This is a genomic window from Schaalia odontolytica (assembly GCF_005696695.1).
Lineage (GTDB): Bacteria > Actinomycetota > Actinomycetes > Actinomycetales > Actinomycetaceae > Pauljensenia > Pauljensenia odontolytica_C.
Genome location: NZ_CP040006.1, coordinates 47,484 through 64,675 on the forward strand (window position 1 = coordinate 47,484; position 17,192 = coordinate 64,675).

Genomic DNA, 17,192 nt, shown 5'->3' on the forward strand with positions numbered 1-17,192 from the left:
ATTAAGGGAGATACATGACGACGCCCCCGCTGATCGCCGCCCTGACCGGGCAACGCGGGCCCACCCCCGTGTGGTTCATGCGTCAGGCCGGACGCTCCCTGCCTGAGTACCGTGAGCTGCGCGCCGACGTTGGCCTGCCCATGCTCGAGGCCTGCCTGCGCCCCGACGTGGCCGCCGAGGCAACGGTGCAGCCCGTGCGGCGCCACGGCGTGGACGCGGGCATCTTCTTTTCGGACATCATGGTCCCTCTGCGCCTGGCCGGGGTGGGTGTCGAGATTGAGCCGGGGGTTGGCCCGGTCCTCGATCATCCCTATCGCACGCGCGAGAGTATCGACGAGCTGCTGAGTCATCGTTACGGGGAGGGGTCCTGGACGGATTCCACCGGGCGTGCGTGCGACTGTGCCGAGGGTGCCCAGTCCGTGCGCGACGGCGTCGCAACGGCGGTGCGCGAGCTGGGCTCCACGCCGCTCATCGGATTCGGCGGCGCCCCCTTCACCCTGGCCGCGTACATGGTTGAGGGGCGTCCCTCGCGCGATCACATGGCTGCGCGCGCGCTCGCGGCGTCGGACCCGGGCGCGTGGGATGCTCTCATGACCTGGTGTGCGCGGGTGAGCGCCGACTTTATTACCGCTCAGATCGAGGCTGGTGCCAGCGCCGCGCAGCTCTTCGACTCGTGGGTGGGGTCTCTCTCGCCTCGTACCTATAGGGAATCCGTCGCGCCGTATTCGCGCTTGGTTGCGCAGCGCGTCGCCGGCGCCGTTAGCCCGGTGACCGGTGAGCGCGCTCCGCTCATCCACTTCGGGACGGGCAGCGCGCCGATCTTGTCCGACATGGCCGAGGTCGGTGCTGACTGCGTGGGCGTGGACTGGAAGACGGACCTGTCGTGGGCTATTGAGCAGGTGCCCGGGAAGGCCGTGCAGGGAAATTTGGACCCCGCGCTGCTTCAGGCTCCGTGGCACGTTATCGAACAGGCTGTTCGAGATATTCTCGACGCCGGACGCTCCGCCCCCGGGCACGTCTTCAACCTTGGGCACGGCGTACCACCCACGACCGACCCCGACGTGCTGACGCGCATCGTGGAGCTGGTGCACGAGCTGGGTGACGAACGATGAACCCCCTGGAGGCCATCCCCGCCCACCCCGGCGCGGTCGTCGTCGGCGGTGGCATCGCCGGCCTCGTGAGTGCGTGGGAACTGGCCCGCGCGGGCGTGCGTCCCCTCCTGATCGAGGCGCGCGGCTACCTGGGCGGCCTCATCGCCCGGGGCACGGTTGGCGGAGCGAGCGTGGACCTGGGCGCGGAAACATACGTTGTGCGTGGCACCGACACCTCCTCGATCGTGGAGGCCCTGGGGCTGACCTCGGTCGAGCCCGCCGGATCGGGTGCCCGCCTCTATGCCCCCGCCCTGCGCGGCGGCTGGGAGCTGCGCCCCTTCCTGCGCGACTCGTTCCTGGGAATCCCGGCCCACCCGGACGCGCCTGACTGTGCTCACGTGCTCGGCGAGGCCGGGGTGAGCCGCGCCCTCGACGACCGCTCGATGGGCGCCGGCGTCGGCATGGACGAGGCCGGGGAGACTCTGGCCGGTTTCGTGGCTGCGCGCATGGGGGAGGCTGTGCTGGAGCGCTCGGTGCGGCCGATCATCGCGGGCATCTACACTGCCGATCCTTCCGTGCTGGCGACCGACGCGGTCGCTCCCGGCCTGCGCGCCGAGACTGCCCGTCACGGATCCCTGGCCGCTGCGGTCGCGGCACGTCTGGCCGCCGCCGGATCGCGCCGCACCCCCGAAGCCTGCGTCGAGGGCGGCATGTTCGTCCTCGTCGACGCGCTGAGGGCTGCTATCGAAGCGGCCGGGGGAACCGTCCTGACCCGCGCGGGCGCGTTCTCACTGAGGCGTGAGGCCACGGGATGGACCCTCGAGTGCGGGCCGACCAAGCCCGGGCCCACCCCCGGAGCTGAACCCGTGCCGAACGGGCCGGGCGTGAGCGTCACGACGGAGCGCCTCGTGCTCGCATGCAGCGCCAGCGCCGCCCTGCGCCTGCTGACCGAGGCGCGCATCCCCGGCCTCGTCCCCGATGTGAGCGTTCCCGAGGGTGCGCCCATCGCGCGCCTCACCCTGGCCGTGCGCGCCCCCGAGCTGGATGATGCGCCCGTCTCCCAGGGCCTCCTGGTCGCCCCCGCGCCCGCCGGCGAGCGGCCGGTAGAGGCCAAGGCCCTGTCCCACCTCAACGTCAAGTGGCCCTGGCTCGCCGACCAACTCCCGCCCCAAACGCACCTGCTGCGCCTGTCCTACGGGCGCCTCGGCGAGGCCGAACCCGCCGTCACCGTCGAGGGGGCCCTGCGCGATATCCGCACGCTCACCGGCGTCACCATCGCCGCCGAGGCCGTCACTGACCACCTCCTCGCCCGCTGGAACGGCACGCTCCCGCCCCTGCCGCCCGAGTATCGCGGCCGCGTTGGCGCGCTCGAGGAACAGGTGCGTCCCCTGGGGGGCGTGGCCCTCACGGGTGCATGGGTCGCTGGAACCGGCATCGCCTCCGTCGTCACACATGCCCGCGCGGGCGCGAAAGGACTGTTATGACCACGCGGACGTTCGTTCTGGGAACCAGGGGATCGCGCCTGGCGCTCGCCCAATCCACCACCGTCGCGCGGGCGATCGAAGAGGCCGGGGCTCGCCTCGGCGAGGACGTGCGCGTCAATCTGGAGGTCGTGCGCACGCACGGTGACGTGTCGGCGGCGCCCCTGGCAGCGCTCGGAGGCGTCGGCGTGTTCGCCGCGCAGCTGCGGCTCACCCTCCTTGGGGGAGAATGCGACCTGGCCGTCCACTCCTACAAAGACCTGCCCACCGCCCCCACGCCGGGCCTGCGCATCGCGGCCGTCCCGCAGCGCGAAGACCCCCGCGACGCCCTGTGCGCGGCCGACGGGGCGACACTGGCATCCCTGCCGGAGGGCGCGCTCGTCGGCACGGGCTCACCCAGGCGCGCCGCCCAGGTGCTCGCCGCGCGCCCCGACCTGCACGTCTGCGACCTGCGCGGCAACGTCCCCACGAGGCTCTCGCGCGTGCGCGGCATCGACCTGGGCGCCGACGCGGGCACCGCGCCCTCCGCCCTCGGCACGGGTGAGCGCCTCGACGCGGTCGTCCTCGCCCTCGCCGGGCTGCGGCGCATCGGCCTCGACGCCCACGCCACCGACGTGCTCGACCCCACCGTCATGATGCCCGCCCCCTCGCAGGGTGCCCTCGCCATCGAAACGCCCGACGAGGAGGACCCCCTCCTGCGCGTCCTCCTGGGCACCCTTCACCATCGGCCGACCGCGCTCGCGGCCAGCGCCGAGCGGGCTGTCCTCTCCGCCCTGGGTGCGGGGTGCGCGGCTCCCGTGGGTGCGTTCGCCCGTGTGGACGAGGCCTCCTCGGCCCTCCTGCTCGACGCGCGCGTGATGAGTGTCGACGGGCGCGAGCGGGTCGAGGCGAGTGGCGCGCTCCCGCTCACGGACTCGGTTGGTCGCGGCGACGCCGCCCACCTCGGCGAGGATGTGGCGCGCCAGCTGCTCGCGCGGGGCGCGGCCGAGGTCACCGACCTGGGAGCGACGAAAGCGCCGAGGCAATCCTCGTGAACGAGCCCCACGCGAGTGCACCCTCCGTGAACGCGGAGTTGACCGGGCGGCGGATCCTCCTGACCCGCGCCAAGTCCGATGACGCCATCGCGCGCGTCCTGCGCCTCGCCGGGGCCCAGGTGGATGCTCTCGCCCTCACCGTCTCGACGCCGCTGGATTCCGCACAGCTCGACGCGGCGCGCGCACGGCTCGCTGACGGCGGATACGCGTGGGTCGTCTTCTCCTCCTGGAGGGCCGCGCGGGCCGTTGCGGATGCCCTTCCGCGAGCACGCTCGCTCGGCACGCGTATCGCCGCCGTCGGCGAGGCCACGGCCCAATGGGTCAGTGACCACGCGGGCGTGAGCGCCGACCTGACCGGGGCCGGATCCGCCGCCGCTCTGCTCGAGTGCTTCCCCGCCCCGTCGGCTGATGCGCGCTCGGTCCTCATCCCCCGGTCGGCGGCAGCGCCCGATACGCTGCCGGACGGGCTACGCGCCCTTGGCTGGAGTGTCGAGGCCGTCGACGCCTACACCACCACTCCCGCGGGCGCCGACGATATTGACGCCGATATCGCGGGGAATTTTCGCGCGGGGCGCTACGACGCGGCGGTCCTCACCGCCTCCTCCCAGGCGCGCGCCCTCCCCCCGCTCCTCGGCCTGCCGCCCCCCACAACCCGGGTCGTGACCATCGGCGCACCCACCGCAGCCACCGTCAGGCGGCAGGGGATCGCGGTCGCGGCCCAGGCCTCGTCCCCCACACCCGATGCCATCGTCCGCGCCCTCATCGACGCCCTCGCCCGCCCCGCCCACGCCGACGCACCCGAAGAAAGAGACTCATGACCACCGTCCCCGAATCCGTTACCTCCTACCTCGCCGAGGCCGGGGTGGACTCCTCCCCGATCCCGACGATCCGCCCACGCCGCCTGCGCTCGACCCCCGCGATGCGCGCGCTCGTGCGCGAAACCCACGTCGACCCCGCCAAGCTCATCTGGCCCGTCTTCGTGCGCGACGACATCGACGAACCCCGCGAGATCGCCGCAATGCCGGGCCAGTACCAGCACACGATCGACTCGCTGCGCCGGGCCGCAGCCGAGGCCGCCGAAGCGGGCGTGGGCGCCATCGACCTGTTCGGCGTGCCCGCTCGCCGCGACGCGATCGGCTCCCAGGCGTGGGCGGAGGACGGGATCCTCAACCGCGGCCTCGCCGCCGTGCGCGCCGAGGTCGGCGACGCGCTCGTCGTGTGCGCGGACACCTGCCTGGACGAGTTCACCGACCACGGGCACTGCGGCCTCCTCGATTCCGAGGGAGGCGTCGACAACGACGCGACCCTGCCTCTCTACCAGGCGATGGCGATTTCCCAGGCGCGCGCGGGCGCACACATGGTGTCGCCCTCGGGCATGATGGACGGCCAGGTCGCCGCGATCCGCGCCGCCCTCGACCAGGCGGGACACGCGGATGTCGCCATCCTCGCCTACTCCGCGAAGTACGCGTCCGCCTACTTCGGGCCCTTCCGCGAGGCCGTCGGTTCCACCCTCAAGGGCGACCGCCGCACCTACCAGCAGGACCCCGCGAACCGGCGCGAGGGCCTTTTCGAGGCGCTGCTTGACGCTGCTGAGGGAGCCGACATGCTCATGGTCAAGCCCGCCGGCCCCTACCTCGACGTGCTGGCCGACGTGGCCGCCGCCTCCGACATTCCCGTCGCCGCCTATCAGGTGTCAGGCGAGTATGCGATGGTCGAGGCCGCCGCCGCCAATGGGTGGATCGACCGCACCCGCGTCATCGACGAGTCCCTCACCGGCATCTTCCGCGCGGGTGCCGACTCCGTCCTCACCTACTGGGCCCTCGAGGTCGCCCGCCGGGCCCGCTGAGCGCGCGTACCATACCAACAACCCCGTTTTCTTCTGTGAAGGTAGCCGTGACCACTAACGAAACCGCATTCTCCCAAGCAAAGGCCGTCATCCCCGGCGGCGTCGACTCGCCCGTGCGCGCCTTCGGCGGCGTCGGCGGCACCCCGCGCTTCATCGCGAGCGCGAGCGGCGCACGCGTCACCGATGTTGAGGGGCGCTCCTACGTGGACCTGGTCGGGTCGTGGGGTCCGGCGCTGCTCGGCCACGCGCACCCCGCGGTGGTCGCAGCCGTCCAGGAGGCGGCCTCGCGCGGCCTGTCCTTCGGTGCACCCACCGAAACTGAGACGCTGCTGGCTAGCGCCGTGCGCGAGCGCGTGCCCTTCGCGCAGCGCGTCCGCTTCGTGTCGACGGGCACTGAGGCGACGATGACGGCGATCCGCCTGGCGCGCGGCGCCACCGGACGCGACCTCATCGTGAAATTCGCCGGCAATTACCACGGCCATTCCGACGGCCTGCTCGCCGCCGCCGGGTCGGGCGTCGCCACCGGCGGCCTACCCGGGTCGGCCGGCGTTCCCGAGGCCATCACTGCCCAGACCATTGTCTTGCCCTACAACGATGTTGACGCCCTGCGCGCGTGCTTCGAGCAGGTGGGTGGCAGTATTGCCGCCGTCATCTTCGAGGGTGCCCCCGCCAACATGGGCACGGTCCCGCCCCACCCCGGGTGGAACCGCGAGATCCGCCGCCTGTGCACCGCGCACGGCGCGCTCATGATCCTCGATGAGGTCCTCACCGGCTTCCGCGTTGATCCCGCCGGCTGGTGGGGCCTCGAGGCCGTGGCCGGGTGGGTCGAAGGCGCGCCCTCGGGCCGCTACAGCGCCGGCTTCGTCGACGCGTCCTGCGTGGAGGGCGCCGACTGGGTGCCCGACCTGGTGACCTTCGGCAAGGTCGTGGGCGGCGGCATGCCCCTGGCGGCCGTTGCCGGGCGTGCGGACGTCATGGACCTGCTGGCCCCCCTGGGCCCCGTCTACCAGGCGGGCACGCTTTCGGGCAACCCCCTGGCCACGGTCGCCGGCCTGCGCACCCTCGAACTGGCTGATCAGGGCGTGTACGACCGTGTCAATGCCTCCGCGCAGGAGATCAGCACGATCGTGTCGGATGCGCTTAGCGCTGCCGGCGTCGCGCACCGCGTCCAGCGCACGGGATCCCTGTTCTCTGTCATGTTCGGCGAGGCCGCGGCCACCTCGGGCGTGTACGACTACGACCAGGCGCGCGCCCAGGAGGCGTGGCGCTACGCCCCCTTCTTCCACTCGTTCCTGTCCTCGGGTGTGGCCCTGCCGCCCTCGGTGTACGAGGTGTGGTTCGTGTCCGGCGCTCACGGTGAGGCGGAGCTGGAGGCTATCGCCGCCGCAGCTCCGGCGGCCGCGCAGGCGGCCGCTGCGGCTCAGCCCGAGTGATCGACCGCGTCGCGTAGCCCGTGCTGGCAACGAGGAGGGGTGGGAACCCTTGCTGGATTCCCACCCCTCGATATGCGCGGTTAGACGCGGTGATGCGTCAGTTGGAGCTCTTCATGAAGTTCCACACGATGACCAGCATGGCGCCGACCGGCTTGTTGGTCGTTGCCATGTCACGCATTTCATCGGCCGAGACGTCGGCGCTGGATCCCGCGAAGCCGCTCATGCCGTTGACAGCCTCGTTGACCGCGGCATCCGTCGCCTCCAGCAGGTTCAGGTTACCGACCGTGCTGATGAAAGACACGTGCCAGCCGGTGTTATCCTGCACCGCGAAAATGCCGAGGCGCTCGGGGTTGACGAGGCCCTCCGTGAATCGGACGGTCTGGCTCTGGGGCTTGGAGCTCGTGTATCGAGAGTTGTAGCTGGAGCCAGAGTCGGCGTAGCTGTAGGTCACAGTGTCGTTATTGAACTCAACTTTGTAGTTGCCATCGAAGGTGATGGACGTCGTGCCGAAGTTGACGACAGCTCCACCGCTCACCTTCGTGGACGTCAGTCCCCAGTTCACCTGGATGCTGTCGCCGACGCCACCGGTCGAGCCGGAGCCGCCGTAGACCGCGGCAACGCGACGCTCGGGTAGGTCAAGGTAGCGGTAGACCTCTTCGCTGCCCAGGCTCGCGCCGTTACGCAGGGCGTCGACCATGCCCGACACCGCTTCCTCGGGCGAGGAGGCTCCCTTGACGTCGGAGAACTTCGCAGAGTAGTTCGGCTGGCCCGAGCCCGTGCCCAGGTACTGTTCAGCTGCCGTCATGTAGCCGGACAAGTACCACTTTCCGTCTTCCTGGACGGAGACGAGCGTCAGCTTGTTGTTGGGGAAGTTCGTCAGGACGTTGCCGGAGGTGGTCGGGTTCTTCTCGATCCTCTCCTTCATATCGTCGAAGACTTTCGACTCGTTCGCCGTCAGGTCAGAACCCTTGGCTTCCTTGTAGTGCTCGCGGATCTTGTCGGCCAGCTCGGGCTTGACCTGGATGTCACCGTCCCACTTGGTAATGGTGATGAGCGCCAGCTGATCGGACTTGCTGTCGACCGTGTACTCCATATCGGAATTCTTGATCTCGATCTGGTCGATGTAGTCCTTGAGGGCCTGCGCATCCATCACCTTTGACCAGTTAGCGCCGCCGTTGGCCTTGTAATCCTTCTGCCAGGCGGTGGCCGCCGTGATCTCGGAGGGGGACAGTGCGCCCGCCAGCGACACGAGGGAGTTCTTTGAGAAAGCGGAATCGATTCCCTCAGCCAGGGCCTCGGGGCTCTTGTAACCGCCGCCAACCATGCGGGTGAGCGCGAAGGCGCCACCACCGATGATGACGAGAACGGCAACGACAATCACCGAGATGATGGCCGCCATCTTGCCGCGGCTCTTCTTTGCGCCCTGCTGGGGAGCCTGCCCCTGGTACTGGGGGTTGTAGGCGCCGGGCTGGGGGGCCTGTCCCTGGTACTGGGGGTTGTAGGCGCCGGGCTGGGGGGCCTGTCCCTGGTACTGGGGGTTGTAGGCGCCGGGCTGGGGGGCCTGTCCCTGGTACTGGGGGTTGTAGGCGCCGGGCTGGGGCACCTGCCCCTGGAACTGACCGTTGGGGCCGGGCTGGCCGCCGTAGTTCGGGGTGGACATCGTTGTTACCTTTCACCGATGGGAGTGAACGTCGCAGTATTTCACTTTTGAAATACATTGGCAAGTGACGGTGTGACAGCGCGATGGGGCGGTGAGACTGACCGGAGCGACCGATAGGTGATGTCGTCCGTGAGTTTCTTATGGATAGCTGCGGACAGTGAACGCGGGGTCTGGGTCAAAGCAGAATGTTGCTTTCCCTGGGTTGGGGGTGAACCAGACGATGTCTGAGTGGGCTTCCTTGAGGGTGAAGGTGCCGACCCCCTCGATGGTGGTGCTGTCGCCGCGGTGGAGATCCACAGCGCCTCCGAGGAATTCGTAGTGTTCTTTGTCGGTGCGTGCTGACAGGCCGAAGGAACCGAGCTGGCGTCCCTTGGAGACTTCTCCGGAGATGCTGATGTAGACGGCGCGTCCATCGGGGATGGTTCCCAATTTCATGGATCGTTGCTTGTCGTATGGGGTGAGGTAGTAGTTGCCGGTGCAGGCTTCGCCTGTGGATTTTTCTTTCCAGGGCCAGGCGTAGGCGATGTGTGCGTAGGTCCAGGGGATGACGAACGCCAGGACGAGGACAGCTACAACGATGGCGCGGACGCGTGCGGGTCTGTTGCTCATGGGATACGCCCAACGGTGACATCGCCAAAGTTTGCGTAGAAATCTTCCCAGCTCATCGTGAAGGTTGCTCCAGTGTCTCCTGTGCCTTTAATGCTGCGATTGTTAAGGCCCCACGGGTTGATGAGGGTGACGCCGTTCTCGTCTGCTCCAATCACCGTATATGCATGTTGGGAGACAATCTTAATTTTCTCGTGAGCCCCGTCGGGGGTGGTGACGGTCGTGTCATGTGTGAATATACTGGATTCTGCGACAACGGGTCTCTCCGCTTTGATGCCGTTGACAGCAGCTTCTTTCATGGCGCCTCGATCAAGTCCACCCCTAAAAGTCGGTGTGGCGTTCTCACCGGAGATGTCTTTCATTGTCCAAGCGCTGAAGCTTCCTGATGCTCCCCACGAGGGGAACTTTCCTTGCGTTCCCCCCATGTGCGACTGAACGAAGGCCTTTTCGAAGATGGAAGCGATGTCCGCCTGTGTATCGTTTCCATTGCCGTGAACGAGGACATCCTGCACGAAGACGCGTTGGTAGCCGCCATCATATCCAGGCAGAGTGACAAAGAAGCCGATACATTGTTCATTGGAGTCGAAAAGAGGAGTGATCATCTTTGCGAGATGTTCGCGTCCTTTCTTGGTCTGGTTGTAAGCGTTTAGTGAGGCGAGTAAGTGGCAATCGCCAATGCGGCCCTGATCGATGTCAAAAAGAGAGGAAGAAGGGTCAGCTTGTCGGGCAAGGATTTCCTCCAGTTCTGTATATGTCAGGGAGCGAGTATCCCCATAATCGAGCGTGTTCTTGACGCCATTTGATGTTTCCTCATGAATATCCTCTGGTGTGAAATACAAGGCCTCCCTGAGAAAAGCGGCCGTGCTCAATGCTCCTTCTGATAGGATATGTTTCGCATCGTCATAGGATTTCTGGAGATAAGCTAGTACGCCCTCAATCTCAGCGTGTTGACTTGATCTGGTTTCTGGGGACATTGCTTGGAATTGCTCCCACAATTCGTCTGCTTGGGCGCGGATGTTGTTGACTATTCTGATGACCGACTCCAGGATAAAGTAGTAGCTCTTCAGAGCGTCGGCAGCCTGGAGGCAGCCGTCTTCCCAAATGCTTATCTCTTTTTGTTCCGCTCGTGCGCTGTCGTTAAAGGCCTCTCTAGCGAGTCCTCTCCAATCTCCGCATGTGCTGATAGCGTCGGTGAGGCTAGTGCCCAAATCGCGAATATCTCGCCTGCGATTTCTGATTTCGTTTTGGCTCGACCAAATTGCACCAAGGTCTCCCGTTACTTCTGGGAAACGCTGTGAAAACCGTGTTGACATAATTCCCTCATTCCTACAGCTTGGCTCGAAGTGCCGCGAAGAACTCTGCCGCTTCATCGTCGGTGTCTGCGGATGCTTGTGCGGTGGTATGTAGGCTGTCGGAGCATCCATTGAGCCATTTTCGCGTCGTTTGGCCGCGCTTGTTGTACATGGAGACGAAGTAGGCCAGTGCTTCCTGCACGACGGCGTCTCCGCAGTCGAAGGAATCGTCGGACTTGGTGAGCTCCAAGTCGGACATTCTGTCGGCCAAGCGGCTCATAAGTACTGATGCCTCTTGGACATCCACGGGATTCATCTGAAAATCGCTCATGACATCCTCCTTGATGTTGTGCTTAACAGACGGACTTTAGTGGGGGAGAGCACAATATGCAAATCTCCTCATCGGGCCATGGTGGGCGACGGCGCCCGAGCGGAGGTGCTCAGACCGGGGGAAGGGAGGAGGTGCTACGAGTGTCAGAGGGGTGCAAGAAAGCAACGAAAAAGCGTGACACCTTCGTGGTGTCACGCTGGCGGGGGTGGGGCGCGTGTCGTTCACGCGCCCCGCATAAGCTCAGGCGCGAGTGCGAGCGATCGAGAGAAGAGCGGGGGAAACGATCAGGGCGGTCAGAGCGATGACGATCGCGAAGACGACCGATGCGACGGAAGCGACCTGAAGGGCAGCGAACACGCCGAGGCCCGCGAGAACAACGATCAGGGCGATGAGAACGGAAGCCGAGGCGGTGGCCTGGGACATGGTGGGGGCGGTTTCAGCCTTGACGATCTGGTTCATGGGGTTCTCCTTATGAGTGTCTTCGCGCGGAAGCACGAAGCGCGCCCCGCACGCCAGCGTGTTTGTGAACCTGTTGGTCCGTGCCGCCCGGGTGGGCGACGGCATCAAAAAAGGGGGCTGACTCGTGGTCGCCCCCCTTGGTGCAGTCACAATTCTACGCGGATTCCACCGCTCGGTCTATACCGCACAAGCCCTTGTAAGGCATGGCACAGGCATCGTAAAAAGCTGTTAAAGCATTGTTTTGTCAACGAAAAAGACATGCGTGAAGATTAGTAGAGAACATATCACTTCGTGCAAGTGTGCCCGAGTGGGGACTCCACCCGGGCACACAGTGTCACTCGGCTCGTGCCACATTCACAGCTTGGAGGCCCTTTGGTCCTTCAATCGCCTCATATTCGACCTTCTCGCCCTCTAGAAGAGTGCGGCGCCCAGATTGGCCGATGATGTTTGAATAGTGCACGAAGACGTCGCCGGATTCGTCATCAGGAGTGATGAATCCGAAGCCTTTGGCGTCGTTGAACCACTTGATGGTCCCGGTAGCCATGGGCCCTCCTTCGTGTTCGCCCCAACGCTGGGGCACCGTTCGGCCCCGTCTGCGGAGTCGACATGGTCCCGTTGCCCCGGCCCGGCATCGATGCCCCCCGGACTGGGCGTGCGGAATCACAGTTATACGGTACCGCACTCGCGGCGAAAATGTGGCTGACCTGCACAATCGTGACGAAGAAGTTTTCCGCGTGACGACGCTACTTATCTCCACTTAGTCGAACCGGAACGATCGCCTGCACGTCCTCTCCCTCGAAGGCGACGTTGCCGATCGCCACGTCCACCCCGAAGACGCTCGCGAGGGTGTCCGCGTTCATGACGGAGGACGCGGGGCCGACCACGGCCTCGTGAGTGGAGGAGAAGAGCGCGACCTGGTCGGCGACGCGCAGGGCGTGCGCCGGGTAGTGCGTGTTCATGATGATGGCGAGGCCTCGGTCCCTCACGAGGCGCTCGAGGAGTCCCAGGACGATTAGCTGGTTGCGGAAGTCGAGGCCGGTTTCCGGCTCGTCGAGCACGAGGACGCGCGGGTCGGCGACGAGGGCGCGGGCGATGAGGATCATCTGGAACTGGCCGCCCGACATGGTTGCGCAGGGCATCTCGGCCAGGTGGGAGGCGCCCACCTCGTCGAGGACGTCGCGGGCCATGCGCTCCTCGCGCGCGCCGGGCTGGGCGAGGGTGCGCATGTGCGGGGCTCGCCCGACCATCACCATCTCGAGGCCGGTGAGCGCCACGTTGGATGCGTTGCGGGCCTGCGGCACGTAGGACAGGACGCGGCCCAGCGCCCGGGTCGACATCGACGAAATGGGGGTGCCGTCGATGAGCGTGCGCCCGCTGTCCCATTTCTGCAGGCCGATCATGGTGCGCAGCAGCGTCGTCTTGCCGGCGCCGTTGGGCCCCAGGATCGCTAGGAGTGAGCGCTCGGGCACTTCGAAGGACACGTTCGTCAGGATCGGGGAGGGTGCGCCCGGATAGGTGAAGGTCGCGTTTTCGACGCTGATCATCGCGCTCCCCCCGTCCGACGCAGCAGCACGATAAAGAAGGGTGCACCGATGATGGCCGTCAGGATCGAAATGGGAATTTCCGAGGCCGACAGGGAGCGCGCGAGGGTGTCGATGACGATCATGAGCGCCGACCCGAGTAGCAGCGAGACGGGGATGACCGCTCGGTTGTTCTGCCCGCACAGCATGCGCGCGCAGTGTGGCACGAGCAGGCCGACCCAGCCGACCTGGCCGCACATTGAAATGACCGAGGCCGTGATGACCGTCGAGGCGACGATGAGGATGGCGCGCATGAGGGAGACGTTGACGCCTGCTGAGCGGGCCTCGTCCTCAGACAGGGAGAGGATGTTGAGCTGCCAGCGCAGTGCCACGATGACGACGACGCCCGCGATGATGAAGGGGGCGCCCAGCGCGATCTGGTGGTAGGTGACCGCGGCAAGGGAGCCCATCAGCCAGTAGGTGATCTCGGGGAGCTGGCTCGTGGGGTCGGCGGTGAGCTTGAGGAGCGAGAGGACCGCGTTCGCCAGGGCGGATACGATGACGCCGCCGAGCACGAGCGTGATGACGTTGAAAGAACCCGTGCGCGTGCGCGAAATCGCCGTCGTAAACGCCATCGTCCCCAGGCCTGCGACGAGCGCCGCAGCCTGCACGCCGATCAGGTTCCAATCCAGCAGCAGGGCGATGACGGCGCCGACGCACGTGCCCGCCGCGACACCCAACGTGTCCGGAGTGGCCAGGGGATTGGAGAAGAGAGACTGGAACGAGGCGCCGGCAACCGACAGGCCACCGCCGATCAGGATTGCCACGATGATGCGCGGCGCCCGCAGGTCAAACACGACGGAGTTGACCCGCGGGGGCACCGCCGGGCCACCCCAGAACCTCGCGCGCAGCGCCGCAACCACGTCCTCCAGGGACACGGAAAAACGGCCGATCAGCATGGCTGCCGCCGCGCACACGACGATGAGGGCGATCAGCGTGGGGACCACCCACACGCGCAGCCGCCCGTTCCTGGTCAGTACAGACTTCATGATGTCCTCTCCCCGACGCGCGCCGGGAGTAAAGCGCACAAGGGACCCCGGCCTCGTCGATAGGGGAGACGAGGCCGGGGCCAGGTATCAGGACGCGGAGTCCGGGTTGACGATGCGCTGGGCCTGCTCGTCCGTGAGCGTGAAGTTGTACATCTTCTGGTAGTAGTCCTTCGTCATCGACACGAGGTCAACGTCGGAGAACTGCTCCGGGTACAGGGACGCGCCGATCCAGTTCGCCACGATCGGGGAATCCGGGTTGGGGGTGAACCAGTTCCACATGCCCAGGCCGGTGGAGTAGACGCGGCCGGACTTCACGGAGCTGAGGGTGGACAGGTCCACGCCCTCGACCGAGTTCGTCAGGACGGTGTTCGCCGTCATGTTCGACATGCCCTTGCCGGTGACGAGGAGGACCTGGGGGTCCCACGTGAGGACCTGCTCGAAGGTGACGGGCGTGTGCGAAGTGTCGGTGTCGCGCGTGACGTTCGTGTAGTTCAGCGAGTCGGCCCATTCGTTGGTGAACCAGCCGTCCTTGCCGCCCGCAACCGCGAGCTGGCCGTCGGCCGCGCCCATGAGGACCATCGTCGAGACCTTCTGGTCCTCGGGGACCTTCGCGGTGCGCGCGCGGGCGTCGGCGACCAGATCCTTGCCGAGCGCGATCTTGTCGGCCATGTGGCCATCCTCGTTGAAGACGTCCTCAAGGAGCTCCATCCACTCCGCGTAGGTCTCCGAGGGGTTGCCCAGGGTCGTGAAGCCGACGGCCGGGATGCCAGCCTTGCGGAACATTTCGCCGTGTTCCTTGTTGAAGGCGTTGTAGAAGACGACGTCGACGTTCAGGTTCAGGAGGGCCTCGGCGTTGAGCTCGCCCTTGTCGTAGTAGCTGGTGTCCACCTGCATCATTTCGGGCGCCATCTCGGCGGCGATCGTCTGGCTCATGGCCTTGACGCGGGCGGCGCTCATGCCCACCAGGTAGGGGGCCTTGCCGTCGAAGTAGGCCAGGTAAGTGGATTCGATCGGGATCTGGTCGATGGCGACGCGGGTGATCTTCTCGGGCAGGACGACCTCGTTGCCTGCGTGGTCGGTGATCGTGCGCGTCGACGAGGCCGAGGCCTCCTGGGTGGTCGCCTCCGATTGGGTGGTGGTGGAGCCGGAGCTGCCCGCGCAGGCGGTGAGGGCCAGGGTGGCGGTGGCCAGGATCGCGGTCAGGGTGGCGAGGCGGGTTTTCATTGGGTCCTCTCGTGTTTTTGGGATTACGAGGGAGATGCTACACAAAATTAGGTGTTCCTCACAAGGCGGAGTGCGGCATTATGACACGGTGTATTTTCCTGGGGGTCGTGCAGAGGTTTTGGCGGCGTCGATGTGCGTGTTTCTCGGACGCAGATGAGCACGCTCGTTTTTATCCTGGCGTCGATAGGTTGAAGTGTGCGGAAGGAGCATCATGGCTGTGGAGCTCGATCTGGAGCGCGCCCTCGTCATTGGGGTTGCGTCCAGTGCCCTGTTTGACCTGGAAGAGTCCGACGCGGTGTTCCGCGAGCAGGGGGAGGAGCGGTATCGGGAGTATCAGCGCGAACATCTCGATGAGGTGCTCGAACCGGGTGTCGCGTTCCCCTTCATTCGGCGCCTCCTCGACCTGAATGACCTGTCGGATCGGGAGCGGCTGGTGGAGGTCGTCATCCTCTCACGTAATGACCCGGAGACCGGGATGCGGGTCATGCGTTCCGTCGCGAGTCACGGCTTGGACATCACGCGCGCGATCTTCATGCAGGGCCGTGCCCCGTATCGCTTCATGAAGCCACTGCGCATGTCGCTGTTCCTCTCCGCGAACGAGGCCGACGTGCGAGAGGCGATCAGCCTGGGATTTGCGGCGGGCCACGTCGTCGGGCACGCCGTACCGGACGATGGGGACACGGATCTGCGCATCGCCTTCGACTTCGACGGTGTGCTGGCTGATGATTCGGCCGAGCGCGTGTTCCAGAGTGGGGGCCTCGAGGAGTATCAGGAGAATGAGAGTGCCCTGGCCGAGGTGCCTCTCGACCGCGGGCCGATGGCCGATTTTCTGGAGAAAATCAACAGAATTCAGGGTCTTGAGGACTCAAAAAGTGTGGATGATCCGCAGGGATACCGGCGTCGGGTCCGCGTCGCCGTCGTGACGGCGCGCAGTGCCCCCGCCCATGAGCGTGCAATCAACTCGATCCGGCAGTGGGGCCTGCGCGTCAACGATGCTTTCTTCCTGGGAGGCCTCCCGAAGGGGCCCATGCTGGAGGTGCTGCAGCCGCACATCTTCTTCGACGATCAGCGCCGCCATGTGGAAGGTGCTGCCCTCTCCACCCCGAGTGTCCATATCCCCTTCGGAGAAATCAACAGGGAGTAGGTGTTGGTGGTCGTTGTGGCTTCCATTGTTGAGGGTGCCGGTGAAAGTGGGGCGGGGGTTGCACGCACGTGCAACCCCCGCCCCACTTGTGTCTCAGATGTCTTGTTGCGGAAAATCCGAGTCAGTCGTCCAGGTGGGCGACCGCGTAGTCGGCCTCTTCCTGAGTGAACTTCTCGCCGTACTCGCTGACGAGCTGCTCGCGAATTGCCTCATCGGACATGTTGAGCGTCTTTTCGTATTCCTTGGCCTTGGCGAGGGCGTTCGCGTTCCAGTCGGCCTGGATGTTGTCGATCGCGTACTGGGCTGCCTCGGGGGAGAATCCCTCAAACTCGCTGGTGAGCTGGTCGTAGATTCCCTGCTTCGACATGTGAAGCGTCTTCGAGTAGTTCTCTGCGGACTTCAGCGCCTTGCGGTGGTCGCGCGGAACGTCGTCCTTCTTGGGATCGGTCGTCGATGGCGCTTCGGTCGTCGGATTGTCTGTCGGCTTGGCGTCGTCCGTGTCGTGGTGGACGAAAAGCGTGACCTTAGCGTCCTTGCTGAGAGTTGCTCCCGCCTCGGGGGTCTGAGAGGTGACGGTCCAGTTCGTCACGTCGAGTACCATCTTCTTGCCCGACTCATCCTTGAAGGAGATGTCGACCTTGCCGAGTGCTTCGAGCGTCGCACGGGCCTCGTCGCCGCGCATGCCGACGACGTTGGGCACGGTGATGTCCGCACTCGATTCGGTTGTCGTTGACGTTGTCGAGGGCTCGGCGTCCTTGGTGCTGTTCTTGCCCTTGGGGTTCGTCAGGCTGCCGATGAGGACAAGGCCGACGAGGACTGCAATGGCGATGAACCACCACTTTTTGTAAAACGGCTTGCTCTGAGGGGGTGTCACCTGCTGAAAAGGTGAGTGAGGGGCGCTCGGGGCGTTGCCTGTCGCGTTGTTTCCGAGGCCGTACTGCGGTGTTGGGCTTGTCATCATGACTCCTGTGTCGAGTGGACTTAGTGAGTAAACCTAGTGATGTGGGACATGTTTGTCAACA

General features: G+C 65.7%; 17 protein-coding genes. 7 read left to right on the forward strand and 10 right to left on the reverse strand.

The genetic code is table 11. From position 1 onward, the window contains the following. Nucleotides 1-14 precede the first annotated feature (14 nt). The 6 genes from hemE to FBF35_RS00190 are packed head-to-tail and all read left to right on the forward strand — an operon-like array spanning nucleotide 15 to nucleotide 6,885. On the forward strand, nucleotides 15-1,112 hold the full coding sequence (gene hemE / locus FBF35_RS00165) for a uroporphyrinogen decarboxylase (protein WP_060566075.1): 1,098 nt from the start codon (nucleotides 15-17) through the stop codon (nucleotides 1,110-1,112). Further along, nucleotides 1,109-2,575 (forward strand): protoporphyrinogen/coproporphyrinogen oxidase, encoded by a 1,467-nt coding sequence (locus FBF35_RS00170; RefSeq protein WP_060566076.1) that lies wholly within the window; start codon nucleotides 1,109-1,111, stop codon nucleotides 2,573-2,575. The genes hemE and FBF35_RS00170 overlap by 4 nt, the downstream gene beginning before the upstream one ends. Further along, the gene (gene hemC / locus FBF35_RS00175) at nucleotides 2,572-3,606 is read left to right on the forward strand and encodes a hydroxymethylbilane synthase (RefSeq protein WP_060566077.1); all 1,035 of its coding nucleotides are present in this window, start codon (nucleotides 2,572-2,574) and stop codon (nucleotides 3,604-3,606) included. Before FBF35_RS00170 ends, hemC begins: the two co-directional genes overlap by 4 nt. Continuing rightward, nucleotides 3,603-4,424 carry a uroporphyrinogen-III synthase gene (locus FBF35_RS00180; protein ID WP_060566078.1) on the forward strand — a complete coding sequence of 274 codons (822 nt, stop codon included), beginning with the start codon at nucleotides 3,603-3,605 and terminating at the stop codon, nucleotides 4,422-4,424. The genes hemC and FBF35_RS00180 overlap by 4 nt, the downstream gene beginning before the upstream one ends. Further along, nucleotides 4,421-5,452 (forward strand): porphobilinogen synthase, encoded by a 1,032-nt coding sequence (gene hemB, locus FBF35_RS00185; protein WP_060566079.1) that lies wholly within the window; start codon nucleotides 4,421-4,423, stop codon nucleotides 5,450-5,452. The genes FBF35_RS00180 and hemB overlap by 4 nt, the downstream gene beginning before the upstream one ends. Before the next feature lie 47 nt (nucleotides 5,453-5,499). Further along, entirely contained in the window at nucleotides 5,500-6,885 is a 1,386-nt protein-coding gene (locus FBF35_RS00190; protein WP_060566080.1) for a glutamate-1-semialdehyde 2,1-aminomutase, read from the forward strand. Nucleotides 6,886-6,982: 97 nt separating this feature from the next. On the opposite strand, the gene FBF35_RS00195 is transcribed toward FBF35_RS00190, so the two are convergent. The 9 genes from FBF35_RS00195 to FBF35_RS00235 all read right to left on the reverse strand — a co-directional run bounded on the left by FBF35_RS00195 (nucleotide 6,983) and on the right by FBF35_RS00235 (nucleotide 15,026). Then, nucleotides 6,983-8,545, reverse strand: a complete 1,563-nt coding sequence (locus tag FBF35_RS00195) for a hypothetical protein (RefSeq protein WP_060566081.1) — start codon at nucleotides 8,543-8,545, stop codon at nucleotides 6,983-6,985. A gap of 138 nt (nucleotides 8,546-8,683) precedes the next feature. Further along, nucleotides 8,684-9,154 (reverse strand): hypothetical protein, encoded by a 471-nt coding sequence (locus tag FBF35_RS00200; protein ID WP_060566082.1) that lies wholly within the window; start codon nucleotides 9,152-9,154, stop codon nucleotides 8,684-8,686. Beyond that, nucleotides 9,151-10,464, reverse strand: coding sequence for a C2 family cysteine protease (locus FBF35_RS00205; RefSeq protein WP_060566083.1), 1,314 nt, complete (start codon nucleotides 10,462-10,464; stop codon nucleotides 9,151-9,153). The genes FBF35_RS00200 and FBF35_RS00205 overlap by 4 nt, the downstream gene beginning before the upstream one ends. Nucleotides 10,465-10,477: 13 nt before the next feature. Next, nucleotides 10,478-10,774, reverse strand: coding sequence for a hypothetical protein (locus FBF35_RS00210; RefSeq protein WP_060566084.1), 297 nt, complete (start codon nucleotides 10,772-10,774; stop codon nucleotides 10,478-10,480). A 240-nt stretch (nucleotides 10,775-11,014) separates the two neighbouring features. Next, the gene (locus tag FBF35_RS00215; RefSeq protein ID WP_034465337.1) at nucleotides 11,015-11,233 is read right to left on the reverse strand and encodes a hypothetical protein; all 219 of its coding nucleotides are present in this window, start codon (nucleotides 11,231-11,233) and stop codon (nucleotides 11,015-11,017) included. Nucleotides 11,234-11,567: 334 nt separating this feature from the next. After that, nucleotides 11,568-11,777, reverse strand: coding sequence for a cold-shock protein (locus FBF35_RS00220; protein WP_034465339.1), 210 nt, complete (start codon nucleotides 11,775-11,777; stop codon nucleotides 11,568-11,570). Nucleotides 11,778-11,976: 199 nt separating this feature from the next. Next, nucleotides 11,977-12,777 (reverse strand): ABC transporter ATP-binding protein, encoded by an 801-nt coding sequence (locus FBF35_RS00225; RefSeq protein WP_060566085.1) that lies wholly within the window; start codon nucleotides 12,775-12,777, stop codon nucleotides 11,977-11,979. Beyond that, complete coding sequence (locus FBF35_RS00230; protein ID WP_060566086.1) at nucleotides 12,774-13,802, reverse strand: FecCD family ABC transporter permease; 1,029 nt, start codon at nucleotides 13,800-13,802, stop codon at nucleotides 12,774-12,776. Before FBF35_RS00230 ends, FBF35_RS00225 begins: the two co-directional genes overlap by 4 nt. 87 nt (nucleotides 13,803-13,889) lie before the next feature. Beyond that, entirely contained in the window at nucleotides 13,890-15,026 is a 1,137-nt protein-coding gene (locus FBF35_RS00235) for an ABC transporter substrate-binding protein (RefSeq protein ID WP_060566087.1), read from the reverse strand. 211 nt (nucleotides 15,027-15,237) lie between these two features. On the opposite strand from FBF35_RS00235, the gene FBF35_RS00240 reads away from it, so the two are divergent. Next, complete coding sequence (locus tag FBF35_RS00240) at nucleotides 15,238-16,170, forward strand: 5'-nucleotidase (protein WP_060566088.1); 933 nt, start codon at nucleotides 15,238-15,240, stop codon at nucleotides 16,168-16,170. A 121-nt stretch (nucleotides 16,171-16,291) separates the two neighbouring features. On the opposite strand, the gene FBF35_RS10585 is transcribed toward FBF35_RS00240, so the two are convergent. After that, nucleotides 16,292-17,044 (reverse strand): Ltp family lipoprotein, encoded by a 753-nt coding sequence (locus FBF35_RS10585; protein WP_241772520.1) that lies wholly within the window; start codon nucleotides 17,042-17,044, stop codon nucleotides 16,292-16,294. Between the last annotated feature and the right edge of the window lie 148 nt (nucleotides 17,045-17,192).

What these genes read in the sequence shown, in the direction of transcription:
- FBF35_RS00170 (WP_060566076.1), top strand. Translation starts at nt 1,109, where the DNA reads ATGAACCCCCTGGAGGCCATCCCCGCCCACCCCGGCGCGGTCGTCGTC.
- FBF35_RS00230 (WP_060566086.1), bottom strand. Translation starts at nt 13,802, where the DNA reads ATGAAGTCTGTACTGACCAGGAACGGGCGGCTGCGCGTGTGGGTGGTC.
- FBF35_RS00220 (WP_034465339.1), bottom strand. Translation starts at nt 11,777, where the DNA reads ATGGCTACCGGGACCATCAAGTGGTTCAACGACGCCAAAGGCTTCGGA.
- hemB (WP_060566079.1), top strand. Translation starts at nt 4,421, where the DNA reads ATGACCACCGTCCCCGAATCCGTTACCTCCTACCTCGCCGAGGCCGGG.
- FBF35_RS00240 (WP_060566088.1), top strand. Translation starts at nt 15,238, where the DNA reads ATGGCTGTGGAGCTCGATCTGGAGCGCGCCCTCGTCATTGGGGTTGCG.
- FBF35_RS00225 (WP_060566085.1), bottom strand. Translation starts at nt 12,777, where the DNA reads ATGATCAGCGTCGAAAACGCGACCTTCACCTATCCGGGCGCACCCTCC.
- FBF35_RS00210 (WP_060566084.1), bottom strand. Translation starts at nt 10,774, where the DNA reads ATGAGCGATTTTCAGATGAATCCCGTGGATGTCCAAGAGGCATCAGTA.
- FBF35_RS00215 (WP_034465337.1), bottom strand. Translation starts at nt 11,233, where the DNA reads ATGAACCAGATCGTCAAGGCTGAAACCGCCCCCACCATGTCCCAGGCC.
- hemE (WP_060566075.1), top strand. Translation starts at nt 15, where the DNA reads ATGACGACGCCCCCGCTGATCGCCGCCCTGACCGGGCAACGCGGGCCC.
- FBF35_RS00235 (WP_060566087.1), bottom strand. Translation starts at nt 15,026, where the DNA reads ATGAAAACCCGCCTCGCCACCCTGACCGCGATCCTGGCCACCGCCACC.
- FBF35_RS00200 (WP_060566082.1), bottom strand. Translation starts at nt 9,154, where the DNA reads ATGAGCAACAGACCCGCACGCGTCCGCGCCATCGTTGTAGCTGTCCTC.
- hemC (WP_060566077.1), top strand. Translation starts at nt 2,572, where the DNA reads ATGACCACGCGGACGTTCGTTCTGGGAACCAGGGGATCGCGCCTGGCG.
- FBF35_RS00195 (WP_060566081.1), bottom strand. Translation starts at nt 8,545, where the DNA reads ATGTCCACCCCGAACTACGGCGGCCAGCCCGGCCCCAACGGTCAGTTC.
- FBF35_RS00205 (WP_060566083.1), bottom strand. Translation starts at nt 10,464, where the DNA reads ATGTCAACACGGTTTTCACAGCGTTTCCCAGAAGTAACGGGAGACCTT.